General features: G+C 33.2%; 15 protein-coding genes. 8 read left to right on the plus strand and 7 right to left on the minus strand.

Annotated features, from left to right (window positions below):
• Positions 1–87: 87 nt before the first annotated feature.
• Positions 88–762 (minus strand): (d)CMP kinase, encoded by a 675-nt coding sequence (gene cmk / locus QM746_RS07605; RefSeq protein WP_414983663.1) that lies wholly within the window; start codon positions 760–762, stop codon positions 88–90.
• Positions 763–860: 98 nt separating this feature from the next.
• Positions 861–1,859, minus strand: a complete 999-nt coding sequence (gene porQ / locus QM746_RS07610) for a type IX secretion system protein PorQ (RefSeq protein WP_414983664.1) — start codon at positions 1,857–1,859, stop codon at positions 861–863.
• A 169-nt stretch (positions 1,860–2,028) separates the two neighbouring features.
• On the opposite strand from porQ, the gene pyrH reads away from it, so the two are divergent.
• The gene (gene pyrH / locus QM746_RS07615) at positions 2,029–2,736 is read left to right on the plus strand and encodes a UMP kinase (protein ID WP_374360218.1); all 708 of its coding nucleotides are present in this window, start codon (positions 2,029–2,031) and stop codon (positions 2,734–2,736) included.
• A gap of 99 nt (positions 2,737–2,835) precedes the next feature.
• Positions 2,836–3,390, plus strand: a complete 555-nt coding sequence (frr, locus tag QM746_RS07620; protein ID WP_414983665.1) for a ribosome recycling factor — start codon at positions 2,836–2,838, stop codon at positions 3,388–3,390.
• A 155-nt stretch (positions 3,391–3,545) separates the two neighbouring features.
• Here the strand turns inward: frr and QM746_RS07625 are convergent, their stop codons facing one another.
• From QM746_RS07625 to QM746_RS07635, 3 genes are all read right to left on the minus strand, one after another.
• The gene (locus tag QM746_RS07625) at positions 3,546–5,006 is read right to left on the minus strand and encodes an LptF/LptG family permease (protein WP_414983666.1); all 1,461 of its coding nucleotides are present in this window, start codon (positions 5,004–5,006) and stop codon (positions 3,546–3,548) included.
• Positions 5,007–5,097: 91 nt separating this feature from the next.
• The gene (locus QM746_RS07630; protein WP_414983667.1) at positions 5,098–5,727 is read right to left on the minus strand and encodes a LolA family protein; all 630 of its coding nucleotides are present in this window, start codon (positions 5,725–5,727) and stop codon (positions 5,098–5,100) included.
• 114 nt (positions 5,728–5,841) lie between these two features.
• Positions 5,842–8,313 (minus strand): DNA translocase FtsK 4TM domain-containing protein, encoded by a 2,472-nt coding sequence (locus QM746_RS07635; protein WP_414983668.1) that lies wholly within the window; start codon positions 8,311–8,313, stop codon positions 5,842–5,844.
• A gap of 196 nt (positions 8,314–8,509) precedes the next feature.
• Here QM746_RS07635 and ccsA point away from each other — a divergent pair, with 196 nt between their 5' ends.
• Complete coding sequence (gene ccsA, locus QM746_RS07640; RefSeq protein ID WP_414983669.1) at positions 8,510–11,740, plus strand: cytochrome c biogenesis protein CcsA; 3,231 nt, start codon at positions 8,510–8,512, stop codon at positions 11,738–11,740.
• Positions 11,741–11,812: 72 nt separating this feature from the next.
• Here the strand turns inward: ccsA and QM746_RS07645 are convergent, their stop codons facing one another.
• Together QM746_RS07645 and QM746_RS07650 are read right to left on the minus strand one after the other, a co-directional pair.
• On the minus strand, positions 11,813–12,499 hold the full coding sequence (locus tag QM746_RS07645; protein ID WP_414983670.1) for a fibronectin type III domain-containing protein: 687 nt from the start codon (positions 12,497–12,499) through the stop codon (positions 11,813–11,815).
• 6 nt (positions 12,500–12,505) lie between these two features.
• Positions 12,506–15,058, minus strand: a complete 2,553-nt coding sequence (locus QM746_RS07650) for a S8/S53 family peptidase (protein WP_414983671.1) — start codon at positions 15,056–15,058, stop codon at positions 12,506–12,508.
• A gap of 128 nt (positions 15,059–15,186) precedes the next feature.
• Between QM746_RS07650 and dnaE the strand changes: the two genes are divergently transcribed.
• The 5 genes from dnaE to QM746_RS07675 all read left to right on the plus strand — a co-directional run bounded on the left by dnaE (position 15,187) and on the right by QM746_RS07675 (position 26,231).
• On the plus strand, positions 15,187–19,791 hold the full coding sequence (dnaE, locus tag QM746_RS07655; protein ID WP_414983672.1) for a DNA polymerase III subunit alpha: 4,605 nt from the start codon (positions 15,187–15,189) through the stop codon (positions 19,789–19,791).
• A 133-nt stretch (positions 19,792–19,924) separates the two neighbouring features.
• Positions 19,925–20,542 carry a TetR/AcrR family transcriptional regulator gene (locus tag QM746_RS07660; protein WP_414983673.1) on the plus strand — a complete coding sequence of 206 codons (618 nt, stop codon included), beginning with the start codon at positions 19,925–19,927 and terminating at the stop codon, positions 20,540–20,542.
• A gap of 120 nt (positions 20,543–20,662) precedes the next feature.
• The gene (locus QM746_RS07665; RefSeq protein ID WP_414983674.1) at positions 20,663–21,976 is read left to right on the plus strand and encodes a TolC family protein; all 1,314 of its coding nucleotides are present in this window, start codon (positions 20,663–20,665) and stop codon (positions 21,974–21,976) included.
• Positions 21,977–21,982: 6 nt separating this feature from the next.
• A complete protein-coding gene (locus tag QM746_RS07670) occupies positions 21,983–23,044 on the plus strand; it encodes an efflux RND transporter periplasmic adaptor subunit (RefSeq protein WP_414983675.1) in 1,062 nt (353 codons plus the stop codon).
• Position 23,045: 1 nt separating this feature from the next.
• Positions 23,046–26,231, plus strand: coding sequence for an efflux RND transporter permease subunit (locus QM746_RS07675; protein ID WP_414983676.1), 3,186 nt, complete (start codon positions 23,046–23,048; stop codon positions 26,229–26,231).
• Positions 26,232–26,275: the final 44 nt, after the last annotated feature.

Genomic DNA, 26,275 nt, shown 5'->3' on the forward strand with positions numbered 1-26,275 from the left:
TATGACACCACAACTGTCGCAAGTTCTGTACCAAATATAAGGAAAAAATCACAAATTTTTGTTAAATAATAATGAAATTAATGGTTTTTATTGAGCAAGGTAAGATAAGATAAGTTCTATTGTTTCTTGTTTGTTTAGATTGGTGTTGTCTATTAAAATAGCATCATCAGCTTGTTTTAGCGGTGCTACATCTCTTTCGCTGTCTATTTTATCTCTGGAAACAAGATTTTGATACACTTCTTCATAAGATGCTTCTATACCAAGATGTTGTAGCTCTAGAAACCTTCTTTTAGCTCTTTCTTCTGGGCTTGCGGTAACAAAAAATTTGAAATCTGCGTTGGGCAATATTACGGTTCCTATATCTCTTCCGTCCATTATTACACCACCTTTAGCAGCAAGATTTCTTTGGAAATCTAGCAAAAAATCTCTTACTTCTGGTTGTTTTGCAATAATGCTAACATTGTTAGAAACTCTAGGATCTCTAATTTCTTGGTTGATATTTTTACCGTTGAGAAATAATTCTAAAACGTTATTATTTGGGACAAATTCTAGGTTTATTTCATTTAATTTAGAAAAAAGTGACTTTATGTCAATTTCCTGTTGGTCATTTAGACAGTTTTCTAGCGCGAAGAAAGTTATTCCTCGGTATAAAGCACCGGTATCTATGTGAATTAATTCTAATTCTTTGGCAATTTCTTTAGAAATAGAACTTTTTCCGGTGGATGAGTATCCGTCAATCGCAATTACAGGTTTCTTTTTCATAAGGGCAAATTTCGCCAAATTATTTTGATTTTGAAAATTATTGGAAAAAGAAGTGAGAAGTTCAAAAAAAATCAGCAACAATCAAAAATCAATCAAAATTATCTTCTATATCCCGAAAGTTCTACCAAATCTAGTGTTAATCCTATTTGATTTACATTGGCAGCGTTGTGATACCTTACGTGCGAATAATCAAACCTGAAGGAAGATATTTTGATGCCCACGCCAAAACTTAAACCTGCAAAACTTCTTTGGTCTAACACTGCAAGTTCGTTGCCACGTTTTACATTGTAGCCCATTCTTAGATTAAATGCTTGCTCTGGGAAAAGCTCTACACCGCCAGAAAAATGGTCTAGAAGTTTTCTTCCCAAGCCTACTTCTTGTCCGTTTATATCATACGTTTGGGAAATATTAAATTGCTGCAAATCGTGATAAGTAATGGTGAAAGCTAATGGAAATTCGGATAAAATTTTTGTGTAACCAATGTCTGCTCTGAAAGGTAAATTTTCTTTCACACCATTATACGTTTGAAACTGATAACCAAAATTTCTAAAAACTAAAGCTAAAGTTTCTTTGGTTCTTTCGTTGTGATAGGTAACTCCGGCACTTGCAGAAATGGCTGCAGAATTATAAGTGTCAATTTTTGAAGTTACATAATTTACATTGCCACCAATGGTAAAATTTTCTTCAAATTGATAAGCGTATCCCAATCCTACAGAAGCATCCATTGCTGAGAATTCTCCGTTGGTTTGTCCGCTTTCGTCAGTTCTTGGGATTTTTCCAAAATCCATTACTCTTGCATTTACAGATAAAAAATGCCCTCTCGATAAATCTTTTACATAATTAATACTTCCAATATTAGAACCAGCAAGATATGAAGCGTAATTTAGCGCAATTCTGTTGTCCATATCAAGATTCATTAATGCGGGATTAATGGCTGCAAAATTAAGGTCGTAGTCTCTTACAGAAACTGCATCTCCGCCTAGAGCTGCTTGTCTGGCAGAAATAGGAATGTTAAGAAACGGATAAACATTAGTTCCTGTTTGGGCATTTGCCAAAAGCGACAACGAACATAAAATGGTGATTGCGAGTTTCTTCAAATTTTCTAAATTTCTATGCAAAAATAGAGATTTTAATCTTTTATAAAAATTAAATACTCTTGGTTAATTCTTTTAACGTAATTCTTCGCGATTCATTATATTTGCAAAAACAAAAATTTGAATAAATTTAAATATTCAAATTTTAAAGAAACCGAAATAATTTTTAATAATGAAATACAAAAGAGTTCTTCTTAAACTAAGCGGTGAAGCTTTGATGGGAAATAGACAGTATGGTATTGATAATGACAGACTTGTAGAGTATGCCAAAGAAGTGAAAAAAGTAGTAGATAGCGGTTGCGAATTGGCAATTGTAATAGGCGGAGGAAACATTTTTAGAGGTGTAGCAGGTGCGGCAAAAGGAATGGATAGAGTGCAAGGAGATTACATGGGAATGCTAGCAACTGTAATAAACGGTATGGCACTACAAGGAGCATTAGAAGACCAAGGTATAAAAACCAGACTTCAATCTGCACTTGAAATGGACAAAGTAGCAGAGCCATTTATTAAAAGAAGAGCTGTAAGACATCTTGAAAAAGGTAGAGTTGTAATTTTTGGAGCTGGCACTGGTAACCCTTATTTTACTACAGATACCGCAGCTACTCTTAGAGCTATAGAAATAGGTGCTGATGTAATTTTGAAAGGAACTAGAGTAGACGGAATCTACGATAGCGACCCAGAAAAAAATTCAGGTGCCGTGAAATTTAATTCGCTTTCTTACGATGAAATTTTCGAAAAAAATCTTAAAGTAATGGATATGACCGCTTTTACTTTGAGTAAAGAAAATAATTTGCCAATTATTGTGTTTGATATGAACAAAGAAGGCAATTTATTAAAAGTAGTAATGGGAGAGCAAGTAGGAACTCTTGTAAAAATTTAGAAATAAAGAAATTTCATAAGTTTAAGCTACATTGTTTTTACTTTTTGAATTTCAATTTTTTACTTATAAATGTGTAATTTATCAAATTTTCAATATACAATGGAAGAAATCAGTATGATTTTGGATATGGTGAAACAAGAGATGGATGCTGCCTTAAAACATCTTGATCACGCGTTCCAAAAAATTAGAGCAGGTAGAGCGTCTACTTCTATGGTGCAGGATGTAATGGTAGAATATTACGGAGCTATGACTCCAATTAATCAGGTTGCGAATGTTTCCATTCCTGATGCAATGACCATTTCTATACAGCCTTGGGATAGAACCGCCATCAATGCTATTGAAAAAGCTATTATTAATTCTAACTTAGGTTTTGCGCCTTCTAACAATGGTGAATATATTATCCTAAATGTACCACCTCTTACAGAAGAAAGACGTAGAGATTTAGCTAAACAAGCAAAAGGTGAATCTGAACAAACTAAAGTTACCGTTAGAAATGCAAGACAAGAAGGAATGAAAGAACTCAAAAAATTAGACGGAGTTTCGGAAGACCTTATTAAAGATGCAGAAGCAAAAATTCAGGATTTAACTGATAAATATGTGAAACTTTCTGATGAGCAACTTAAACTAAAAGAAGCAGACATCTTAAAAGTTTAAAAAAAAAAAGAATTGACAAAAACAAAAAACTTCAGAGCAATCTGAAGTTTTTTTCGTTTATGAATGTTTACGAATTTTAGGATTAAATAAAGTGTAAAGATAATTCTTCAATCAACCATCGACCATCAACCATCAACCATCAACCATCAACCATCTTACTGATACCTTTCGTGTTCGTTTTGTCTAATAAATTTACTCCAAATAGGTTTTGTAAGTGCTTTGTATTTTTCTACATCAAATACTTGTGAATCTGTAAGCGCTTTGTAAGTGAGCCAAGCTCCAAACGGGAATAATATCATATTTGGAAGCCAAGCCGCGATATAAGGGTCCATTTTGCCTTTCCAAGCTACGTTTTCTACAGAAAGATTCATTACATAGAAAATAATGAAAATAATAATAGCAATTACAACAGGTAATCCAACGCCTCCTTTTCTGATAATTGAGCCTAAACTTGCGCCAATTAAAAAGAAAATAATACAGGTAACAGAATATGCAATTATTCTTTGTTGGTACATAATTATTTTGTTGTGATATTTTATGATGTCATAAAGCTGAGTGTCTCTATTTTTCTTCTCATTTTCTACCATTTCAATTTTGTGGTAAGCGTCATTCAGAATTTTTAATCTTTTATCTTCTTTAATTTTATTCAGATTAAAAGGTTCTTCTATTTTGAGGTTTTTTGGTGCTTTTACCCTATCAATATATGTAACGTAATTGTTGGTTTGTCCTACCATTTCGGAGTTTAAAGTATTGATGGTAATCTCGTTATCTTTCTTTACTCGGTCTATGGTTTTATTAATCTGTCTATACGTTTGAAATTGATAATCGTCTGTAATTTTTTCGTCTTCAATTGCTTTGTTTATCACATCACTCACATCAAAATGAAGTACTAAAGTATCGTATTTTATAGATTGTCCTGGCTGGCGAAGCCTTTCCATGTAATTTTTATCTTGGATGTTGTCTTCGAAAATATAACCGCTATAAAGTACCAATTTTAAATAATTTTTGTTTTCTGCGGGTACAAATTTTCCTTTTTTTGCAATAATTGTTCTTTGGTCTTCATAAGAATTGGCAACTTTATGCACGAAAACACCTTCAAGATTTTCTCCATTTTTTCCATAAATTTTGTCAAATTTTACAGAAGCACCAGGAAGAGTGTTGATAAATTGCCCTGGTGTGAAATTGATGGCAGGTTTGGTTGCTGCAATATTGAACATCATGTTTTTTGCCTTTCTCTGGAAATCTGGAATAACATTATTTGAGAAAAAATACAACATAATAGAAAGTAAACTCACTACCGTAAAAAGTGGAAGCATTACTCTGGTAAGAGAAATTCCGGCAGATTTCATGGCGGCAAGTTCGTAGCGTTCTCCGAAATCTCCAAACGTCATGATAGAAGCCAAAAGTATGGTAAGCGGTAGTACCATTTTTACCACATTTACACTCATGTAAAAGAGAAATTTCATAATTTCAAAAGTGGTAAGACCTTTACCAGTGAATTGTGCCAATTGTATCCAAATGATGTTTACCATAAAGATGAAAAACAACACACTGAAGATAAAAAAGAATGGCCCAAAAAAGGTTTTTATAATATATTGATCTAGTTTCTTTAGCATTTGCCAAAATTATGAAAAAGTCACAAAAGGTTTAGCTTTCGTGACTTTAATTTTAACTTATTTTGTAAATATTTATTCAGATGGTGTGAAATTACAATTCTGTAATCAAATAGTTTTTGTATTTATTTTTATCAAAACTAAATGTAGAATTGCTAATTTTCTGGTTTTCTTTGTATTGAACTACTGTAATTACGGCTACATCATTGCCAGCAGAATTCTGTACAATTTTTGCAACTTGTTTCTTTGGAGAGTTAATGTATAGCAAAATATTTTTAATTCCGTTATCTTTTACAGGAACCATTTTTATGATGTCTAAAGCGCCGTTTTTGCCAGCGTATGTAACTGTATAACCACTTTTGTATTCGTCTATGTAATTAGTTGGCGAAAGTGCTTTTTCGCTTCCATTTGGTTTTGCAATAGTAACTTCTTGGTCTTCTTTAGAAATGTTATACACTTTTTTACCATCAAAAATTTGCTCATTTCCCATAATATTGAGCTTGTATTGAGAGGGAGTAGCATAAAAAATGCCAGTTTCAGTTTTCGTAACACTGCCTTTTCCTGTGCTGTAAGAAAATTTATAGTATGTGTTTTTTTTGGCTTTATAATTTGCAGAGACAGCATCTAAAATGGTTTTTGCCTTAGCATCTATTTTCTGGGCATAGCTGAATACAAAAGTTCCAACAACTAAAGTTCCTAAAAGTATTTTGTTAAAAAATTTCATTTCTATATTTTTTTGATTCTGATTATTCTTTTTCAAAAAGTGAGCCAAGTAATCTTAAAACTGTGTTAAACAATTTTTAAACTTCCTGCTTCTAGCTTCACACTTCCATCAAAATTACTTCCTTAATTCCTCCAAGAAATTTTCCAAAGCATTTAAATCTGAAATTTGAACTTCTCTGGCTTTTGCACCGTTGAAACCACCAACAATTCCTGCAGCTTCTAATTGATCCATAATTCTACCAGCTCTATTATAACCGAGTTTTAATTGTCTTTGCAACATAGAAGTAGAACCTTGCTGAGTTGAAACAATAATTCTGGCAGCTTCTTCAAAAAGTTGGTCTTTTTCATTCGGGTCAAAAGCTGCAACCGTAGAAGTAGCATCTTCACCAGAATATTCTGGCAACATAAATGCGGTAGAATAACCTTTTTGTTCACCAATAAATTCTGCAATTTTCTCCACTTCTGGCGTATCTACAAAGGCACATTGTAATCTCAAAATTTCATTACCGTTAAAATAGAGCATATCACCTTTTCCAATTAATTGGTCTGCACCAGGAGAATCTAAAATTGTTCTAGAATCTACACTAGAAATTACTCTAAAAGCAGCTCTCGCAGGGAAATTCGCTTTAATCATCCCTGTAATTACGTTTACAGAAGGTCTTTGTGTTGCTACAATTAAGTGAATCCCTACAGCTCTGGCTAATTGAGCTAATCTCGCAATTGGAAGTTCTACTTCTTTACCTGCCGTCATGATGAGGTCTGCAAATTCGTCCACAACTAGCACAATATAAGGCATGTATCGGTGTCCGTTTTCAGGATTGAGTTTTCTTTCTGTGAATTTTTTATTATATTCTTTAAGGTTTTTACAAAAAGCATTTTTAAGCAAATCATAACGCGTATCCATCTCAATACAAAGAGAATTCAGCGTGTTGATTACTTTGTGAGTATCAGTAATAATAGCGTCTTCGCCATCAGGAAGTTTTGCCAAATAATGTCTTTCAATTTTTGAGTAAAGAGAAAGTTCTACTTTTTTAGGATCAACCATCACAAATTTCAATTCTGAAGGATGTTTTTTGTAAAGTAAAGAGGTTAAAATTGCATTAATTCCTACAGATTTTCCTTGTCCGGTAGCTCCAGCCATCAATAAGTGAGGCATTTTGGCTAAATCGGCAACAAAAACTTCGTTTGAAATGGTTTTCCCAAAAACAACAGGCAAATCCATGTCAGAATTTTGAAATTTAGGAGAAGCAATTACACTTCTCATAGAAACCATAGAAGGATTTTTGCGTGGAACTTCAATTCCAATTGTTCCTTTTCCTGGCATTGGCGCAATAATTCTAATTCCAAGAGCAGATAAATTCAAAGCAATATCGTCTTGCAATTTTTTGATGGCAGCAACTCTAATTCCTGCTTCTGGAACAATTTCGTAGAGTGTAACTGTTGGTCCAATGGTTGCCTTAATTTCTGCAATTCCTACGTTGAAATTTTTGAGCAAACCAACTATTTTATTTTTATTTTCTTCTAATTCATCTTTGTTAATGGCAATTTCTTCGTTTCCATATTCTTTTAGTAAATCAATTTTTGGCATTTGAAAGTTTGCCAAATCTAATTTGTGGTCGTAAACACCGTGTTTATCAACTAATTCTTTCGCTTTTTTATCAAAATCGTCTAAATCTTCCTTTTGTTCTTCTATGCTAAATGCAATGTCTTCTTTTGGCTTTGACGGAATTTCTTCTTTTTGAAAGCTAAAGCCAACTTGTTCTAAATCTTTTTCTACAGGAATATTTACTGGAGTAGAAACTACGGGTTGAAGCGTTTCTACAACGGGTTTCGTATTGTCAAAACTTGTTTGATTGGGTGTTTTGATGGTTTCGAAAGTATCGTTTTTAGGAATTTCAACTTCCGAAGTTACTTGTAGGTTTTCAAAATCTACTTTTTCATTATTATTAAGATTTTGTAATTCTTTGTCTGCTTCAAAATCTTCATCAGCATCGTACTCTTCGGTAGAAAATTTGTCTTTTATGGCGTCGTATTTTGCTTGTATCGAACTTGGTCTTAGATTAAATTCAAGAATAAAATACAAAGCAATTGCAACGATTAGCGTAACCCAAAGCCCAAAATTTCCAATAATAGAAGCAAGATAATCTTGAATTTCGTTACCGAAAACTCCGCTCAGCGTTCCGTCTCCTTTAATAATTGCTCCCATAAAAATAGGTAACCAACAGATAAAGAAAAGAGAGTGAGAAAGGGTTTTCCACAGTTTGAAATATGGTTTTTTGAGAATTTGAAATCCTAAAACCAAAAATAAAAAAGCAACAATAAAAGCAGCGATACCAATACTATCAAAAATGAAAATTTTTCCTAGCCAATCTCCAAGTTTTCCAAAGAGATTAGAAGATTTTATTTCTTGGTCTAGCATTGCGCCAGCTTGGCTTTGGTTAGCTTTCCAATTCATTAGATATGAAGCAAATGAAATGGTGAGCAATGCCGAAAGGAATATAAATAATAATCCGAAAAAAATTCTTGGTTTAGAAAGCGTTTTGCTTTTTTCTACCTCTTGTCTATTGTTAGATGCTAGTTTTGCCATAATTGTGATAAACGCAAAGGTAATATTTTATATGAAAAATTGAAAATGAAAAGGCATTTTTTAAAATTGAAGATTAATGGCTTCAATAGATAAAATTAACGAATATTATGATGAAATTTAATTTCTAGAACTTATTTTTGCAAATCAAATTTTAAAATAAAAAAGAAGCATTTGCTTCAAAATCAACGAAAAATCTATGAACAAACTTCTAAATTTCTTGGTTTCTACCAGAACAATGGCTGTTTTACTTTTAGTGTATGCTTTTGCGATGGCTTATGCCACTTTTATAGAAAATGATTACGGTACTCCTACTGCTAAAGCTCTAATATATGAAGCTTTATGGTTTGAAACTGTAATGGTTCTTTTAATTATTAATTTTATTGGAAATATCAACAGATATAGACTTTGGAAAAGAGAAAAATGGCCTCTTTTGGTGTTTCACTTGGCGTTTGTTTTTATTTTTATTGGTGGCGCTATTACAAGATATATCAGTTATGAAGGGCAAATGCACATTAGAGAAGGGCAAACTTCTAACCAAGTAGTAACCGACAAAAATTTCTTCAAAATTCAGATTGAACAAGGTGGTGATAGATTGAGTTATAAAGAAATTCCTTATATGATGGCTTCGCAAAAACCATTAATTGCCAAATTGATGAATCATAATTTTGAAGCGAAATACGATTTTCGTGGGCAAATGGTTCAGGTAAAACAATTAGATTATATTCAAAGGAAAAAAGATAGTTTGCAAGCAGATAATGCAGGCAAAAATTATTTGCATTTGGTTTCAACTAATGATGCTGGTAGAGAAGATATTTACCTAGCTTCTGGAGATGTGAAAAATATCAACGGATTTTTAATTTCTTTTGATAGACCAATTGACGGAGCAGTAGAATTTAAAAACGAAAATGGTAATATCCTCATTAAAACTCCTGAAGATGCTAATTATATGACAATGGCAACTCAGGCAACAGGTGTTACCAAAAAAGATGAGTATCAACCTTTGGTTTACAGAAGTCTTTATACCATTAAAGATTTGAAAATTGTAGTTCCGGAAATGATGAAAAAGGGTAAGCTAATTTCTTATACTGGAGATAAAAAAAGAGACCAAAATGTTCCAGATATGCTTTTGGTAGAACTAAAAGGTCCAAAAACTTCTCAAAACGTAGAACTTTCTGTAGAAAAAGGAAATCCTGATGCGTACAAGCAAGTTACTATTGATGGTTTGAATATTATTTTAGGATTCGGGCCGAAAGTTTATCAGACACCTTTTGCATTAAAATTAGACGATTTCGTGATGGAAACTTACCCAGGAAGTACTTCTCCATCAGCTTATGAATCTCATGTTCAGATAATTGACGAAGGCAAGCAAACGCCGTACAAAATATTTATGAATCACGTATTGAATCACAAAGGATATAGATTTTTCCAAGCAAGTTTTGATCCTGATAGACAAGGCACAGTTTTATCTGTAAACCACGATTATTGGGGTACTCTTATCACTTATATTGGTTATGTTTTATTGTTTTTAGGATTATTTGTCACTTTATTTTGGAAGGGAACAAGATTCTGGAGTTTGCGTAATTCTCTAAAAGATATTGCGGCTAAGAAAATGCTTGTTTTATTATTGTTGATTTCATTTTTAGGCTTTAAAGCTCAAGAACATAATCATCAAACCGAAGAAGCTGTTAATAATGCTGCTTCTGCACAAATTCCTGCTCAACCAGCTGCTCATTTAGAAATTAGCAAAGAACACGCAGATAAATTTGCATATCTTTTGGTGCAAGGTTTTGATGGGAGAATTGAGCCAATAAATAGTCAAGCTTTAGACGTTTTGAGAAAAATGGCTAAAAAAGAAAGATGGGGAGATTTAGATGCAAACCAATGGTTTCTGTCTATCAACCTTAATCCTATGGCTTGGATGAATGATAAAATTATTAAAATTGGTTCTAGTGGCGGACAAGAATTGTTAACCAAAGCCAAAGCCGATGAAAATGGTTATACATCTATGATGAATCTTTTTGTTTCTGATGGACAAGGAATGCCTCGTTTTATTTTGGAAGACGATTTTAATACTGCTTTTAGAAAAAAACCAGCAGAACAAAGCAAATATGATTTAGAAGTAATTGCTGTGAACGAAAGGGTACAAATTTTCTACGGAATTCTTTCGGGGCAATATTTCAGAATTATTCCTATTCAAAACGACCCTAATCATACATGGAATTCTTGGTTAGACCAAGACCAAAAAGCAGACCCACAAGCTCAAAATGTTATTGCGCCGTATTTTCTTAGTGTGATAGATGCTTCTAAAAATAACAATTGGGCAAAAGCAGATGCGGAATTGACAAAAGTACAAGAATACCAAAAAATTTGGGGAAAAAGTGTTATTCCAGATGAATCAAAAATAAATGTTGAAGTTTTATTAAATACTTTAAATATAAATTTCTTTTTATTGATTTTTTATACTTTAGTAGGTGGTTTATTGATGGTTTTAGGCTTTGTAGAATTGTTTAAACCAAACAAAATTCTTCATAAAATTATTAAAACAATTATTTATATAGGAGTAATTGGTTATGTATTTCATTTCTTAGGATTAATTGCAAGATGGTACATTTCTGGACACGCACCTTGGAGTAATGGTTACGAAGCCATTGTATTTATCTCTTGGGTAGGAATTTCGGCAGGGCTTATGTTCTATTTCGGAATAGGAAAACCCAATTTATCTCAGAAATCAAAAGAAGAAAAATCTGTTTCAAAAGCAGAATCTAACGCTTTAATTCCTGCTGCAGGTTATATGGTAGCGGTAATTATGATGGGATTTGCGCACGGTACATCACAGCTAGACCCACAAATTACACCACTTGTTCCTGTGCTGAAATCGTATTGGTTAATTGTACACGTAGCGATTATTGTGAGCAGTTATGGTTTCTTTGCATTATCAATGATTATTGCTGTAATTTGTCTTTTATTTTACATTGTTGCTGATAAAAAATATCACGAAGAGCATAAAGATGTTTCGTTAAAAGAATTAACTATTGTTTCTGAAATGTCTTTAGCAATTGGGCTTTTTGCGCTTGTTGTAGGTGTTTTCTTAGGCGGAGTTTGGGCAAATGAATCTTGGGGAAGATATTGGAGCTGGGACCCGAAAGAAACTTGGGCATTTATTGCTACCATTATTTATGCATTTGTATTGCACATGAGATTGGTGCCAGGTTTACGTGGTAGATGGGCATTTCACGTGGCAGCAATGTTTGCATTTTGTAGTATGGTAATGACGTATTTTGGTGTAAATTACTATCTTTCTGGCTTGCATTCTTATGCGGCAGGAGATCCAGTACCAGTGCCAGCTTGGGTTTATATAAGTTTAGCAACAATGCTTATACTTTCTGTAGCTTCTTATTTTAAATTCAAAGTATTAACTAAGAAATAAATAATAAATTTAGATAAACAAAAAGCCTTTCAGTGAATCCTGAAAGGCTTTTTTATGTGATGGAATTGAGTTTTAGTTGGTTTTAAAATTCCAAATTTGTCCTATGGTTTCGCCACCTTTATTGTCTTTTACTACAACTTTCCAGTAATAAGTAGTTCCACTTTGTAAACCAGTTAATTGTGCAGTTTTTGTAGTTAAATTAGTCTTAGAACTGGTTAAACTAGAAGCGCTTGTTCCCCAATAAATATCGTAAGTTAATACATCAGAAGTATCAACATCCGAAGCACTCCATTCCAAATCTACAGTTGTAGCAACGCTAGCTTCTAAACTTGGTTTTACCAATTGAGGCATAAAAGGCAAGTGATTGCTTGTAGCTGTAGCTTCAGTATATAAACTGTTAACTGAAGAAAATTCACTTGAAGCATTTTTGCTATCAGTAGCTTTTACTCTCCAATAATAAGCTTTTCCTTTGTCTAAAGTAATGGTGAAAGAAGTATTTGAGGTATTGCTGGTGTTAACCATTTGTGTAAATTGGTTATCTGTTGCAATTTGAATTTGATAAGTAATAGCATCACTTTGCGAGTCTGTAGATTTATTCCAAGTGAATGTTAAAGCATTGCTAATGCACAAACTTTGATTGGTAGGAGATACCAATGAAGGTATAGTAGGAGCTGCATTGGGAGTAGAATCTCCGCTGTCTCCACCGCCGCAAGAAATGATAATGAGACTAGGTATGATAAGTTTTAAAATATTTTTCATCTTTTATTAATGTTTTTTGATGATTTTGATGTTAGTAGGATTTTTAGAAGATACTTTTGCAAAATATACTCCATCTTGAAGTTTAGATAAATCTACTTTTGCTTCTCCATTTACAATAGTATAGAATTGTTTTGAAACCAATTTTCCGTCTGCTGAGTAAATTTCAATTTCCACTTCTTTTTCGGCTGTAGGAATTGTAATTTTTACAAAATCTTTTGCTGGATTAGGATAAGCTGTTACAGTATTGTTAAGTGAAGCAATCTTTTGAGAAACCGTTCCTTCGCAAGCTACAGAAGTCTTTAATTCTATTAAATCTCCTTTTTTAGCTTCCAGAGAAATTGTAGTATCATTGGTTTCTAATTTTTGAATTCCGTTTACATAAACTTTGTATGGTGCTGTACCTTGTTCTACATTAATTTCGAAATTATTAGTAGCACTATTTGTAGACATTCTAGCAGCTGCAGTAACTCCTTTAGAAATGGTTACGTTAAAGCATTGTTCAAAATTTAAACTTGCCACGGTTACGCAAACATTATATGTTCCTGGAGCTAAGTCTGTAATATTTAATTTATTGTTAGTAAAAGTGTACGTATTTCCACCGTTTACTTTTGCAGTGTAATTAAATGTTTGATTTGCAGAAATGTTTATTTCTCCATTGTTTTTGCCAGAGCAAGTTTCAGATTTACTTTCAATATTGAAATTATTATAATCAATTTTAGGCTCAAGACCAGTTGTGATAAGAGCAAAATCTTGAGGAGCTGCCACTTTACTGTCATTAACCAAATTTCCTTTGTTAGAAACTTCTATTCTGTATTTTCTTCCAGCAACGGGATTATCAATAAGTACTTGTTCTACATTATCTACAAGATTATCACCTTTTGTAGCTGCAGCCATAGGATTGCTAATGTCTAATTTCCAAGGGTAATAGATGGTATTATTAGTAGTGTCTATTATTCTTAAATCAAGATCATTTACTAGCATTGAAGAATGATTGTTTTGTAAATCACTATCACTTGTAAATGGAGTTCCAGCAGGATCTACCCAAGAAATAGTAGCTTTTATTGGTTCGTTTGCTACGGCTGTAATTTCTTTTGTGAATTTTACTCCAGAAGTTAAAGAATTTCTCTCAAAAATTGCTTTACCATTATTTTTATCGATTACCAATTGAGCTGCTTTTTTTGCGTCTGCAAACCCCCATCCGTACCAAACATCTGGTCCAGGATTGCTTCCTGCTTCATTTGCGGTGTGAATAAGCAATGCTTTCATTTCATCTGCTTTATAGGTAAAAGTGGAATTACCAGTGATGGTTCTGTTAACCTGAGTTACAGCTCCTGCAATCCCAGAAATTACTGGTGCTGAGTAAGATGTTCCATCTCCTACGTAATAAGCATCATATGTTGTGTCATTACTATATCCCGGAATCACCATATTGCTTCCAACTGCTGAAATGTCGGGTTTTATAGCTCCATCTTTTCTTGGCCCTGCACTACTATAATCAGATTTTATAACATCTGATGAAGTGCTATAAAGATTATCTGTGGTAGTTAATTGATCCGTTGCTCCTACAATTATAACATTTTTAGCCAAAGAACCCCATCCAATACAATTATATCCTTGACTACAATTTGCAGGTGGAAGTTCATCAGTATCAGCAAAGGCTACATATTTATCAGTAGCATTATCGTATTTAAATTTTGGTTTTGTAGGGTCTTCACTAGGGTGAGTCCCATAATAGTTACCCGCAGATTTTATTACAATTTGATTTGGATTTTTATAAACAATTTTATCAAAATTTGCATCTTGGGTGTAGTAACTTCCAGAATAGGTATCTTGATGATTCAATTCGTAGTCTCCAATCCAATAATAACCAACTTGTGGATATGTTGTGCTTGTTTCAGAAACATAAGTCCATCCCAAATTAATACCATAAGAGTGATTGGAAATATTTGCACCAGAAGCTTCAAGTTTTTGATAATTTGTTCCAAGTGTTGTAGAGGCAAAAGCATAGCTATCAATTTTAACATCTGGCAGAACGCCTTTTGCGGCTGCAGTTCCGTATGGTGCTACAAGTTTTCCAACTCCCATTGCACCAATAATTCCGGACACATTGGTTGCGTGGTTTGAATAAGAAGTAGTGCCATTTTCTTTGTCAAAAATTCTTTGTACAGTAACTGTACCAGTTTCACTTGCTCCAAACTCTTTATGTTTTTCGAAAACTCTTCCACCATCCATTACCATGATATTGAGACCAGAGCCCGTTATAGCTTTTCCAGATAAAAGAGTGCCATCTTGAAGCGAAATAATATTGGCACTTTTATTCGCTCTATTATCATCACTTTCTAGAAATACAGGTATTTCACCGGCAAATCCGGCTAATTTACTTTTCATTTCAGAAACTTGTTTTTCTGATAAGCGAGAGTTTAAATTTTTAATATAAAGATCAAATTTCTTTTGGTTTTTCAGACTCTCATCACTGAAAGTTTTTTGAAGTTTTTCATTACTTTGCGCAAAGCTACAAAGCGAGGATAATCCCAAAACAAATATTAAAGTTTTTTTCATTTGTTAACAATTTATGCAAATATATTAATAACCTCGTAGAAAAAATAGATTTTAAGCGGGAATTTGAAAATGTAATTGTATTTTTATTTTAATTTTTTTCATTTAAATTTGAGGAAAATTTCTAGAGAATGTACTTGATTTTTGATACAGAAACCACGGGTTTACCACAAAATTTTAACGCACCTATTTCAGATTCAGATAATTGGCCCAGAATGGTTCAAATTGCTTGGCAATTGCATGATGATGAAGGCAAGTTAATCGAGAATCAGGATTATATCATAAAGCCAGAAGGTTATGATATCCCTTTTAACGCCACAAGAATTCACGGTATTTCAACAAAAATGGCGATTGAAGAAGGTAAAGATTTGACTTGGGTTTTAGAAGAATTTAAAAAAGTTCTGGAAAAAACAAAAGTTGGCGTTGGTCATAATATAGATTTTGACTATAAAATTGTTGGTGCGGAGTTCTTTAGAAAACAAATCGAGAATACACTCCAAGAAACTCCAAAAGCTGATACCATGGAACTTGGGACAGAATTTTGTGCCTTGCCTGGTGGTAGAGGAGGTAGATTCAAATCGCCAAAATTGGGAGAACTTTTCGAGAAATTATACGGTTACCAATTTGATGAAGCGCACAATGCAGCAGCAGACGTTAATGCAACTGCTCAAATTTTCTTCGAAATGGCAAGAAAAAACATTATTCCTGCCGAAAAAATGCTTTGGAGTGATGAGCAATTTCAAAATTTTCAAAAAGTCTGGAGCGAACCAATAAAACCTTTTGATATTGTTATCAGAAGACAGGTTGCAGATTCTAAAAAAAAGAAATCTAACGTAGATTTTGGAGATACTACCGAAATAGAAATTGGAGATTATTTTAATTTTCATAATCACACCATTTATTCTACACTTTCTGCAACTTCTCATTTCAGTGAGTTGATAAAAGTAGCTGCCGAAAACGATTATAAAGCTGTCGGAATGGTAGATTTAGGGAATTTAATGGGTGCTTTTAAATTTGTTTCTGAAGTTGAAAAATACAATGGTGATCTCAAGAAGAAAAAAGCTGAAGCCGAAGAAAAAGGTGAAGAATTTACCAAATCGCCGTTAATTCCGGTTCTCGGTTGTGAATTTTATATCTCCGAAAGACCAGAGCAAAAGCAATTTACCAAAGACGACCCAGATAGAAGAACAAATATGGTTCTTATCGCCAAAAATTTCAGAGGATATAAAAATCTGGCAAAACTTTCTAGCCTTGGATTTACCAACGGATATTACGCAGGTGTTCCGAGGATTTCTAAAAAGCAAATTGTTGAATTTAAAGAAGATTTAATAGCTGTAACTTCTGGTATTTATGGAGATATTCCTAATGCGATTCTTAATTTTGGTGAACAAAAAGGGGAAGAACTTTTCCTTTGGTGGAAAGAGCAATTTGGAGAAGATTTCTATGTTCAAATTCAAAACCATGATTTGCCAGACGAAGAACATTTGAATGAAGTTTTACTCGATTTGGCAGATAAACACGATGTAAAAATTCTAGCTCAAAATGAAACTTTTTATACCCAAAAAGACGATTCTAAAATTCAAGATATTATCACTTGTATCAAAGACGGAGAAAGAGTTTCTACGCCAATTGGTAAAGGTTTTGGGAAGAGAAAAGGTCTTGCAAATGACCATTATTATGTTCAAAATCCTGAAGAATTAAAAAGAACTTTCAGACAATATCCTGATGCTTTTGAAGCTTACTCAGAATTTGTACAAAAATTTGAACCTTACACGTTAAAAAGAGATGTTTTGCTTCCTGAATTTGATATTCCCGAGCAGTTTCAGCATGAAGAAGATTTAAAAGATGGAGGAAAACGTGGAGAAAATGCTTATTTGAGACATCTTACTTACGAAGGAGCAGCAAATAAATATGAAGAAATTACAGAAGATATTAGAGAGCGTTTAGATTTCGAACTCGAAGTTATTGCCAATACAGGTTATCCTGGTTACTTTTTAATTGTTCAGGATTTTTGTAACGAAGCCCGAAAAATGGGAGTTTCTGTTGGTCCTGGTCGTGGTTCTGCGGCAGGTTCTGCTGTTGCTTATTGTATTGGAATTACGAATGTTGACCCAATTAAATATGATTTGCTTTTTGAAAGATTTTTAAATCCAGAACGTATTTCGATGCCCGATATTGACATCGATTTTGATGATGAAGGTAGAGATGCGATTATAAAATGGGTAATTGGGAAATATGGGCAAATGAATGTGGCTCAGATTATTACATACTCTGTTCTCGGTGGGAAATCTGCCATTAAAGATGCAGGAAGAGTTTTGGATGTTTCGATTCCGGAAACTATTGCGATTGCGAAATTAATTCCGGAAACACCAGGAATGAACATTGCGAAAGTTCTTAATAAACCTGAAAAATTAAAACCAGAAGATAAACCTTTAGCTGAAGAAATGAAAGCTATTTTGGCAAATCCAAATGATTCTCGCCATCAAGTTTTGGCTTCGGCGCAAAAAATGGAAGGTTGCATTAGAAACACAGGGATTCACGCTTGTGGAGTGATTATTACGCCAGAAGATATTTCGAATTTAGTACCAATTACTATCGCTGCAAAAGATGCAGGAATTTTGGTCTCTCAGTTTGATAACTCCGTTGCGGAAAGTGCTGGTTTGCTGAAAATGGACTTTTTGGGTCTAAGAACTTTAACCATTATTAAAGATGCGGTAAAACTGATAAAACAACGTCATGGAATTTTAATTAATACCGATGAAATTCCGTTGGATGATAAAAAAACATACGAACTTTTTAAGGAAGGAAGAACTATTGGGGTTTTCCAATATGAAAGTGCGGGAATGCAAAAATATATGCGAGAACTAAAACCAACGGTTTTTGCAGATTTAATTGCAATGAATGCATTGTACAGACCAGGTCCAATAAAATACATCCCGAATTTCATTAATAGAAAACACGGTTTGGAAGAAATTGTTTACGATTTGCCAGAAACCGAAGAATATTTGAAGGAAACTTACGGTATTACCGTTTATCAGGAGCAGGTAATGTTGCTTTCTCAGAAATTAGCGAATTTTACCAAAGGTGAAGCTGATACGCTGAGAAAAGCAATGGGGAAAAAGCAGATTGATGTCCTTAATAAAATGTATCCTAAATTTATAGAAGGGGGTAAAAAGAACAACCTAAACGAAGAACGTTTAGAAAAAATCTGGAACGACTGGAAAGCCTTTGCGGAATATGCTTTCAACAAATCTCACTCTACTTGTTATGCTTTAATTGCGTATCACACAGCTTATCTTAAAGCCAATTTTCCGGCAGAATATATGGCAAGTGTAATGAGTAATAACATTAACAATACCAAGCAAATTACTCTTTTTATGGAAGATTGTAAAGCAATGGGAGTTGATGTTTTGGGACCAGATGTTAATGAATCTCAATATGAATTTGCGGTAAATGAAAAAGGACAAATTAGATTTGGGTTAGGAGCGATAAAAGGAATGGGAGAAGCACCTTCTGAAGCTATTTCTTTGGAAAGACAAAACGGAAGATTTAAAAATATTTATGATTTTTTCGAAAGAATGCCTTCGTCTCAAGTGAATAAAAGAGTAGTGGAAAGTTTGGTAATTGCTGGTGCTTTTGACGAATTAGATTCTTATCACAGAGCGCAATATTTTGATGTGGACAACGCAGGAAGAACCAATATTGAAAAACTTTTGCGTTACGGACAATCATTCCAAGATAATAAAAATTCTGTAGAAAATTCGCTTTTTGCAGATTTTGCAGATGAGGTTCAAATAGAAAGACCAAAACTTCTGCCATGTGCAGAATGGCAGAATATGCACAAATTGAATCGTGAGAAAGAAATTATTGGTTTCTATCTTTCGGCGCATCCTTTGGATGAGTACAAATTTCAGTATCAGTTTGTAAATGGAGAACTTTCTAGAGCTTATGTTTTGGACGACAGAAAAAAAGAAGATTTAACACAAAATAATGATTTGGCTTCAAAAATTTTAGATGAAGAACCAGATGAAGAAGAAAGTTTAGATATTTCTTTAGAAGCTGGCGAAGAAGAAGAATTAGTAGAAGAAACTTCTAAAAAAGCTGAGCCAAAAGGGAATTTTAATTTCTTAAATTTAGACGAAGTAGATGCTTTTAAAGAACAATTGTTTCCTGCGGGAAGTCTTTTCGAGCCTGCAAAAGATTGGAAAGAAAGACAAAAACAATTTGAAAACGCTAGAGAATATACCGTTTCGGGATTAATTTCTGATATGATTTTGAGAGATGGTAAAAATTCTGGAGAGAAAATTTGCTTCATTACTTTAGAAGATTATACAGGCAGTTATAGCTTTAGATTGGGAGATAGAGATTACATGAAACTGAGAGATAAAATAGCGAAAGACCGTTTTGTGATTATCAAAATGAAATTTACACAAGGTAGCGAAGGTAGAGTTTTTACTAACGTTACAGACATTTTAGAATTGAATGATGCTTTTGAAAAATTTGCAAAATCTCTTTCTTTAGTAATTCCTGTTAACGAAATAAATAAAACGGATTTAGAGTTTTTTAAGACTCAATTGTTGGCAGAAAAAGGCGAACATAAGTTGAATGTTTATCTTAGAAATCCTTTGGATAACAGTTTTATTGAGGCTAGAGCAATGCAACAAAGTATTAATATCAATTATCAACTCATCGAAAAAATACATGAATTTGGAAAATTTGAAATTTATTTGAACTAAATACAAACCGAGATTTTTCTCGGTTTTTTTGTTTCTAAACTGAAGTGATTTTTAGATATTTAAAATAAATAAACTAAAAAACTTGGAAACTTTTTTTGTTTTAAAGTTTTCTTTTGTATATTTGCACCCAATTATGGATGATAAAAAATGTTTTTTAGAAAAGTTGTTTGAGTTGTTTCATGTTTATGGAGCTAAAACTTTAACGATGGACGATATTGCAAAAGAGTTTTCTATCTCTAAGAAAACTTTGTATCAGAAATATAAACACAAAGAAGATTTAATTTGTGATGTTTTGGATTTTATATCAGATGAAGGGTTAGATGAGATAGAGAAAGTGAGAGAAGAGTACGATTGCCCTATAGAATCTCTTCTTGTTTCTGGTGCTAGAATGGACGAAATTACTTGTAAACAGAAAAATATTTTTGTAATACAATTATTAAAGTATTATCCAGATATTTTTCATTCTCATCAAGTTTCTGTTTCTGTTAGAATTATAAAAATTTTGAGAGAAGATTTTGAAAAAGGTATTAAGCTTGGGTATTTCAGAGAAGATATTCCGATAGATTTATATATTAAATTTTTAATCACATTATTTTTCTCCACAGATATTTCTCCAATTTTTACAGAAGAAACAGATAAGAAAAGTCTTTCTGTGGCTATGAAATTATTATACTTAGATGCAATAGTTACGGATGAAGGCAAACAAAGACTAAATGAATTAAAAGAAAAATATCAATACAATAATATTTAAATAATGAAGCAAGAGATTTATTAAGGAAGATTTTCGGAATCTTAAAAAAAATAGAAAAAAAATAAAGTAAAAATTGTAAACAAACGTCTAAAAAGTTAAAAATAAATTATGATATTTAAAATGATAAAGTGGAAAAAATTAGCTTTAGGTATTTTGACTGTTACGGGAACATTGGTTTATTCTCAGCAGACAGTAACCTTGAAACAAGCTATAGAATTTGCTTTGCAAAATAAAGCAGATGCCCTAAAAGCTAAGCTAGATATTACCAATGCAGATGCGAAAATTCTAGAAGCAAAAGCTGGCGCATTACCAAAAGTAACTGGGAATGCTAATATTACATATAATCCGATTATTCAGGAGGTTTCTCTTGCTGGGCAAACTTTCAAAATGGGACAGCCTTGGGTTGCTGTTGCGGGAGTTCAGTTACAACAAGCGCTTTTTAATCAACAGGTTTTTATTGGTTTAAAAGCTGCGAAATCTACCAAAGAATTTTATCAATTGAATGCAAATCTTACCGAAGAGCAAATTATTGAGAGGGTTTCTAATGCATATTTTCAGGTTTTTACAGCTCAAGAGCAAAAAAATACTTTAGAAAGCAGCTATAGCAGTACAGAGAAAGTAAGAAATGTAATTAAGAGTTTGTATGATAATGGTTTGTCAAAAAAAATAGATTTAGATAGAACTAATGTTAACCTTACCAATATAGAAACTAACATAAAACAAAGTAATAATGGAATTACGCAAGCCGAAAATGCTTTGAAATTCTACATGGGAATGCCTATTGAAACCAAAATACAATTGGTGCAAGAAGATATGGCAGTAACTCCACATCTTTTAGACGAAACTGTAAATACTGACGAAAGAACAGAAGTAAAGGTTTTGCTAAAAAATAAAGAACTTCTTGAATATCAGAAAAAAGCAACTATCGCAAATTATTATCCTACAGTTAATCTAACGGCTAACTATAATTGGCAAGGATTAGGAGAGAAGTTTCCTCTAACGAATGGCAGTTCAAAAGGAGTAATGTGGTCAGATTATTCTGCAATAGGATTGGGTATTAATATTCCTATTTTTAATGGATTTGCTACAAAAGCTAAAGTTCAGCAAAATCAAATTGATATTGATAAACTCGAAATAGATATTAAAGATACCAAACTTGGGCTAGACCAAGCTTATCAAAACGCAAAAGCTCAAATTGAAAATAGCCTTGCAACTTTAGAAAGCCAAAAAGCGAATGTGAAATTGGCAGAAGATGTTTTAGCGGATACAAAAAGTAATTATCAATACGGTTTGGCAACGCTTACAGATTTATTAGATGCCGAAAATTCTTTGGTACAAGCTAAAAATAATTATACCACTGCAATTCTAGATTATAAAATTGCCGAAGTACAATACTACAAATCAAAAGGAGAACTTAAAAATTATTTAAAATAAACTATAATGAAAAAAACTTTAATATATATTGTTATTGCAGCGGTTTTAGTAGGATTGGCTGCTTATAAAATCTCAAGTAATAAGAGTAAACAAGAGGCGGAAGTAGCGGAAGTAGCAAAAGAAGTTGATAAAATTAACGTAAATGTTGTTACCGTTCAATACGAAAGTATTAATACAGATTATACTGCAAACGGAACTTTTCTACCGAAGCAAGAAATGAATCAATCTTCTGAAATTTCTGGTAGAATTGTAAATGTTTTGGTAAAAGAAGGTTCTAGAGTAGGTGCTGGTCAAACTTTGGCAACCATCAAAAGAGATGCTATAGATGTAGATGTTTCTCAGGCTCAGAACAACTTGCAAAACGCTATTATAGACAATCAACGTTACGAAAATGCGTATAAAACTGGTGGTGTTACTAAGCAGCAATTAGATAATTCAAGATTGCAACTTAAAAATGCTCAGGCTGCTCTAAGAGCTCAAAGCGTTAGAATTAGCGATACCAGCATCAGAGCAGGAATTAGCGGAACTATTAATAAAAAAATGGTAGAACCTGGAACAGTGGTTTCTCCGGGAACTCCAATGTTTGAGATTGTAAATATCAACAGTTTGAAACTTTCTGTTTTAGTAGATGAAAGTCAGGTTGGGAAAATTCAATTAGGACAACAAGTTGCTATTAATGTAAATGTTTTGCCAGAAGATTCTTTCAGTGGTAGAATTACATTTATTGCACCAAAAAGTGATGCTTCGCTTAATTTCCCTGTAGAAATTGAAGTTCAAAACAGAGGAAACTTAAAAGCTGGGATGTATGCTACTGCAATTTTCCAAACGAATAATGGTGCCGAAACTCAAAATATGTTAACTGTACCAGCTACTGCATTCGTAAACGGAGTAAGTTCTGGGCAAATTTTTGTAGCTCAAAACGGAGTTGCTAAATTGATTAAAGTAACACCTGGAAAAGTGTATGGCGATAAAGTTCAAATCTTAAATGGTCTTAAAAATGGAGACCAAGTGATTACCAGTGGACAAATTAACCTAGATAATGGTTCTAAAATTAATATCATAAAGTAGTATGAAGTTAGCAGAAATATCGATTAAAAGACCATCGTTGGTTATTGTATTATTTACATTGCTAACGTTAGGAGGACTTTTGAGCTATTCTATGATGGGATACGAGCTCATTCCAAAATTTGAAACCAATATAGTAACTATTTCTACCGTTTATCCAGGAGCTTCTCCTAGTGAAGTAGAAACATCTGTTACCCGAAAAATTGAAGATGCGGTAGGTTCTTTAGAAAACGTAAAAAAAGTAGAATCTTCTTCGTACGAAAGTTTGTCTGTTATTATGGTTCAGCTTAATAATGGAGCAGATGTAGATTATGCGCTTAATGATGCTCAGCGTAAGGTAAATGCTATTTTGGCAGACCTTCCAGATGATGTTGATGCGCCTTCTCTTAATAAATTCTCTTTGGATGATATGCCTATTATCACCATGAGTATTTCGTCTGATAAGTTAAATAATAAAGAACTTTATGACCTTTTAGACAAAAAAATAGAACCTATTTTTTCTCGTGTAAATGGTGTGGCACAAGTTGACCTTGTTGGTGGACAAGAGAGAGAAATTCAGGTAAATATTGATGATAAAAAATTACAAGGTTACGGACTTTCTATTGGCGAAGTGCAACAAGCAATTCTTACTTCAAACTTAGATTTCCCTACTGGTAGTTTAAAAACTAGAGTTAATAAATCTACCATTAGATTATCTGGTAAATATAAATCTGTAGCAGAAATGAGTAATCTTGTGGTTTCTAACAAAGATGGAGCCCAAGTTCGTCTTTCTGATGTAGCAACCGTTTTTGATGCTCAAAAAGATGTTGAAAAATTAGCGAGATTCAACCAGTTTCCTACTATTTTAATGCAGGTTAAAAAACAATCTGATGCTAATGCTGTAGCGGTTTCAGAAAGCATTCAAGAAACAATAAAAACAGTAGAAGACGGATATAAACTGCAAGGTGTAAAATTAAAAGTAGTAAACGATACTACAGATTTTACATTAGAATCTGCAGACCACGTTATTTTCGATTTATTTTTAGCTATTGTTTTGGTGGCTATTGTAATGTTATTGTTCTTGCATAGTGTTAGGAATGCATTTATTGTAATGGTTTCTATTCCGGCTTCATTAATTGCAGCTTTTATTGGGATGTATCTCATGGGATATACCCTAAACTTGATGAGTTTATTAGGACTTTCTTTAGTTGTGGGGATTCTGGTAGATGACGCGATTGTGGTTCTGGAGAATATCTATCGTCACATGGAAATGGGAAAAAGCAAAATTAGAGCAGCGTATGATGGTGCTGCGGAAATTGGCTTTACCGTTGCTGCTATTACTTTGGTAATTGTGGTAGTATTTTTGCCAATTGCGATGAGTACAGGTCTTGTAGCTAATATCTTGGCACAATTCTGTGTAACCGTGGTTATTGCAACATTATTATCATTGTTGGCTTCTTTCACTATTATCCCTTGGTTGTCATCAAGATTTGGAAAATTACAACATCTTACTGGTAAAAATGCTTTTGAAAAATTCATTCTTTGGTTCGAAAAACAATTAGATAACTTTACACATTGGATTACAGGCTTGTTAGAATGGTCGCTTAGAACTACTTCTAGAAGAATATTTACCGTAGTAATTACTTTTGTTGTTTTGATTATGTCTTTCATGTTAGTGAAATTCGGTTATATTGGTGGAGAATTCTTCCCGAAAACAGACCGTGGACAGTTCTTGGTTCAAATGGAATTGCCAAAAGATGCAACCATCGAAAAAACAAACCAAATTACTTTAGAAGTTGAAAAATTCTTAAGAAAAGATAAAGATGTGGTAGATTTAATTACCACTGTTGGTCAACAATCTACTGGTTTTGGAGGTATACAAGCAACTACTTATCAATCTGAAGTTCAGGTAAATTTAACAGATAAATCTGAACGTTCTGAAAGCACAGATATTAAATCTGCAAAAGTAAAAAGAGCTTTAGAAGAAAAATTTACAGGAGTTGAATTTAAAACCGCTCCAATTGGTATAATGGGTGCGGAGAATGCTCCTATAGAAATGGTAGTTACAGCTCCAGATAATGCTTCGGCAGTAAAAGAAGCTACAAGAATTTTAGATTTATTGAAAAAAGTTCCTGGTGCGGTAGATGCGGAATTATCTACGGATACTGGTAATCCAGAAGTTCAGGTAAATTTAGATAGAGATAAAATGGCGTCTTTAGGCTTAAATCTTTCGAGTGTAGGACAAGCAATGCAAACAGCATTCAATGGTAATACAGACGGGAAATTTAAAGCTGGAGAATATGAATATGACATTAACATTCGTTTTGCTGATAATAGCAGAAAATCTATTGATGATGTTAAAAATTTAATTTTTACTAATTCTCAAGGTGAGCAAGTTCGTTTAAGTCAGTTTGCAGATGTTAAAATGGGTTCAGGACCAAGTTTACTAGAACGTAGAGACAAATCTCCGTCTGTAAAAGTGAAAGCTAAAGCGGTAGGAAGACCTGTAGGAGATGTTGCAAACGAATGGGCAAACCAATTTATGGATGGTAAAGATAAGCCTGCAGGAGTAGATTATATCTGGAGTGGTGATATGGAAAACCAACAAGAAGGTTTCGGTACATTAGGTATTGCTTTGTTAGCAGCTATTATCTTAGTTTATTTGGTAATGGTATCGTTGTACGACTCTTTTGTATATCCTTTTGTAGTATTGTTTTCAATTCCGTTGGCGATGATTGGAGTAATGCTAATTTTGGCACTTACAGGTAATTCATTGAATATTTTCACCATGTTGGGGATGATTATGTTAATTGGTTTGGTAGCGAAAAATGCAATTTTGATTGTTGACTTTACCAATGCAAGAAAAGCAGCAGGAGTTAGTACTCACGACGCTTTAATACAAGCAAATCACGCTCGTCTTCGTCCTATTTTGATGACTACAATTGCAATGATTTTCGGGATGTTACCAATTGCTTTAGCAAACGGAGCAGGAGCTGAGATGAACAAAGGTCTTGCTTGGGTAATTATTGGTGGTTTAACGTCATCATTATTCCTTACATTAATTATTGTACCAATTGTTTATTCATTGTTTGACTCTGTTTTAGTAAAAATGGGCAAAGATGAAAAAATAGATTATGAAGCTGAAATGAAAGCAGATTATGTACACAAAGAACTAAGTGAAGACGGTTATACTCCGAAACACTTAGATTAAAAAAAATCAAATTTTTGGAAATCAGAATCTAGCAATTATTGCGA

The sequence above is a fragment of the Cloacibacterium sp. genome (genome assembly GCF_047601505.1).
In the GTDB taxonomy this organism is placed as follows: Bacteria; Bacteroidota; Bacteroidia; order Flavobacteriales; family Weeksellaceae; genus Cloacibacterium.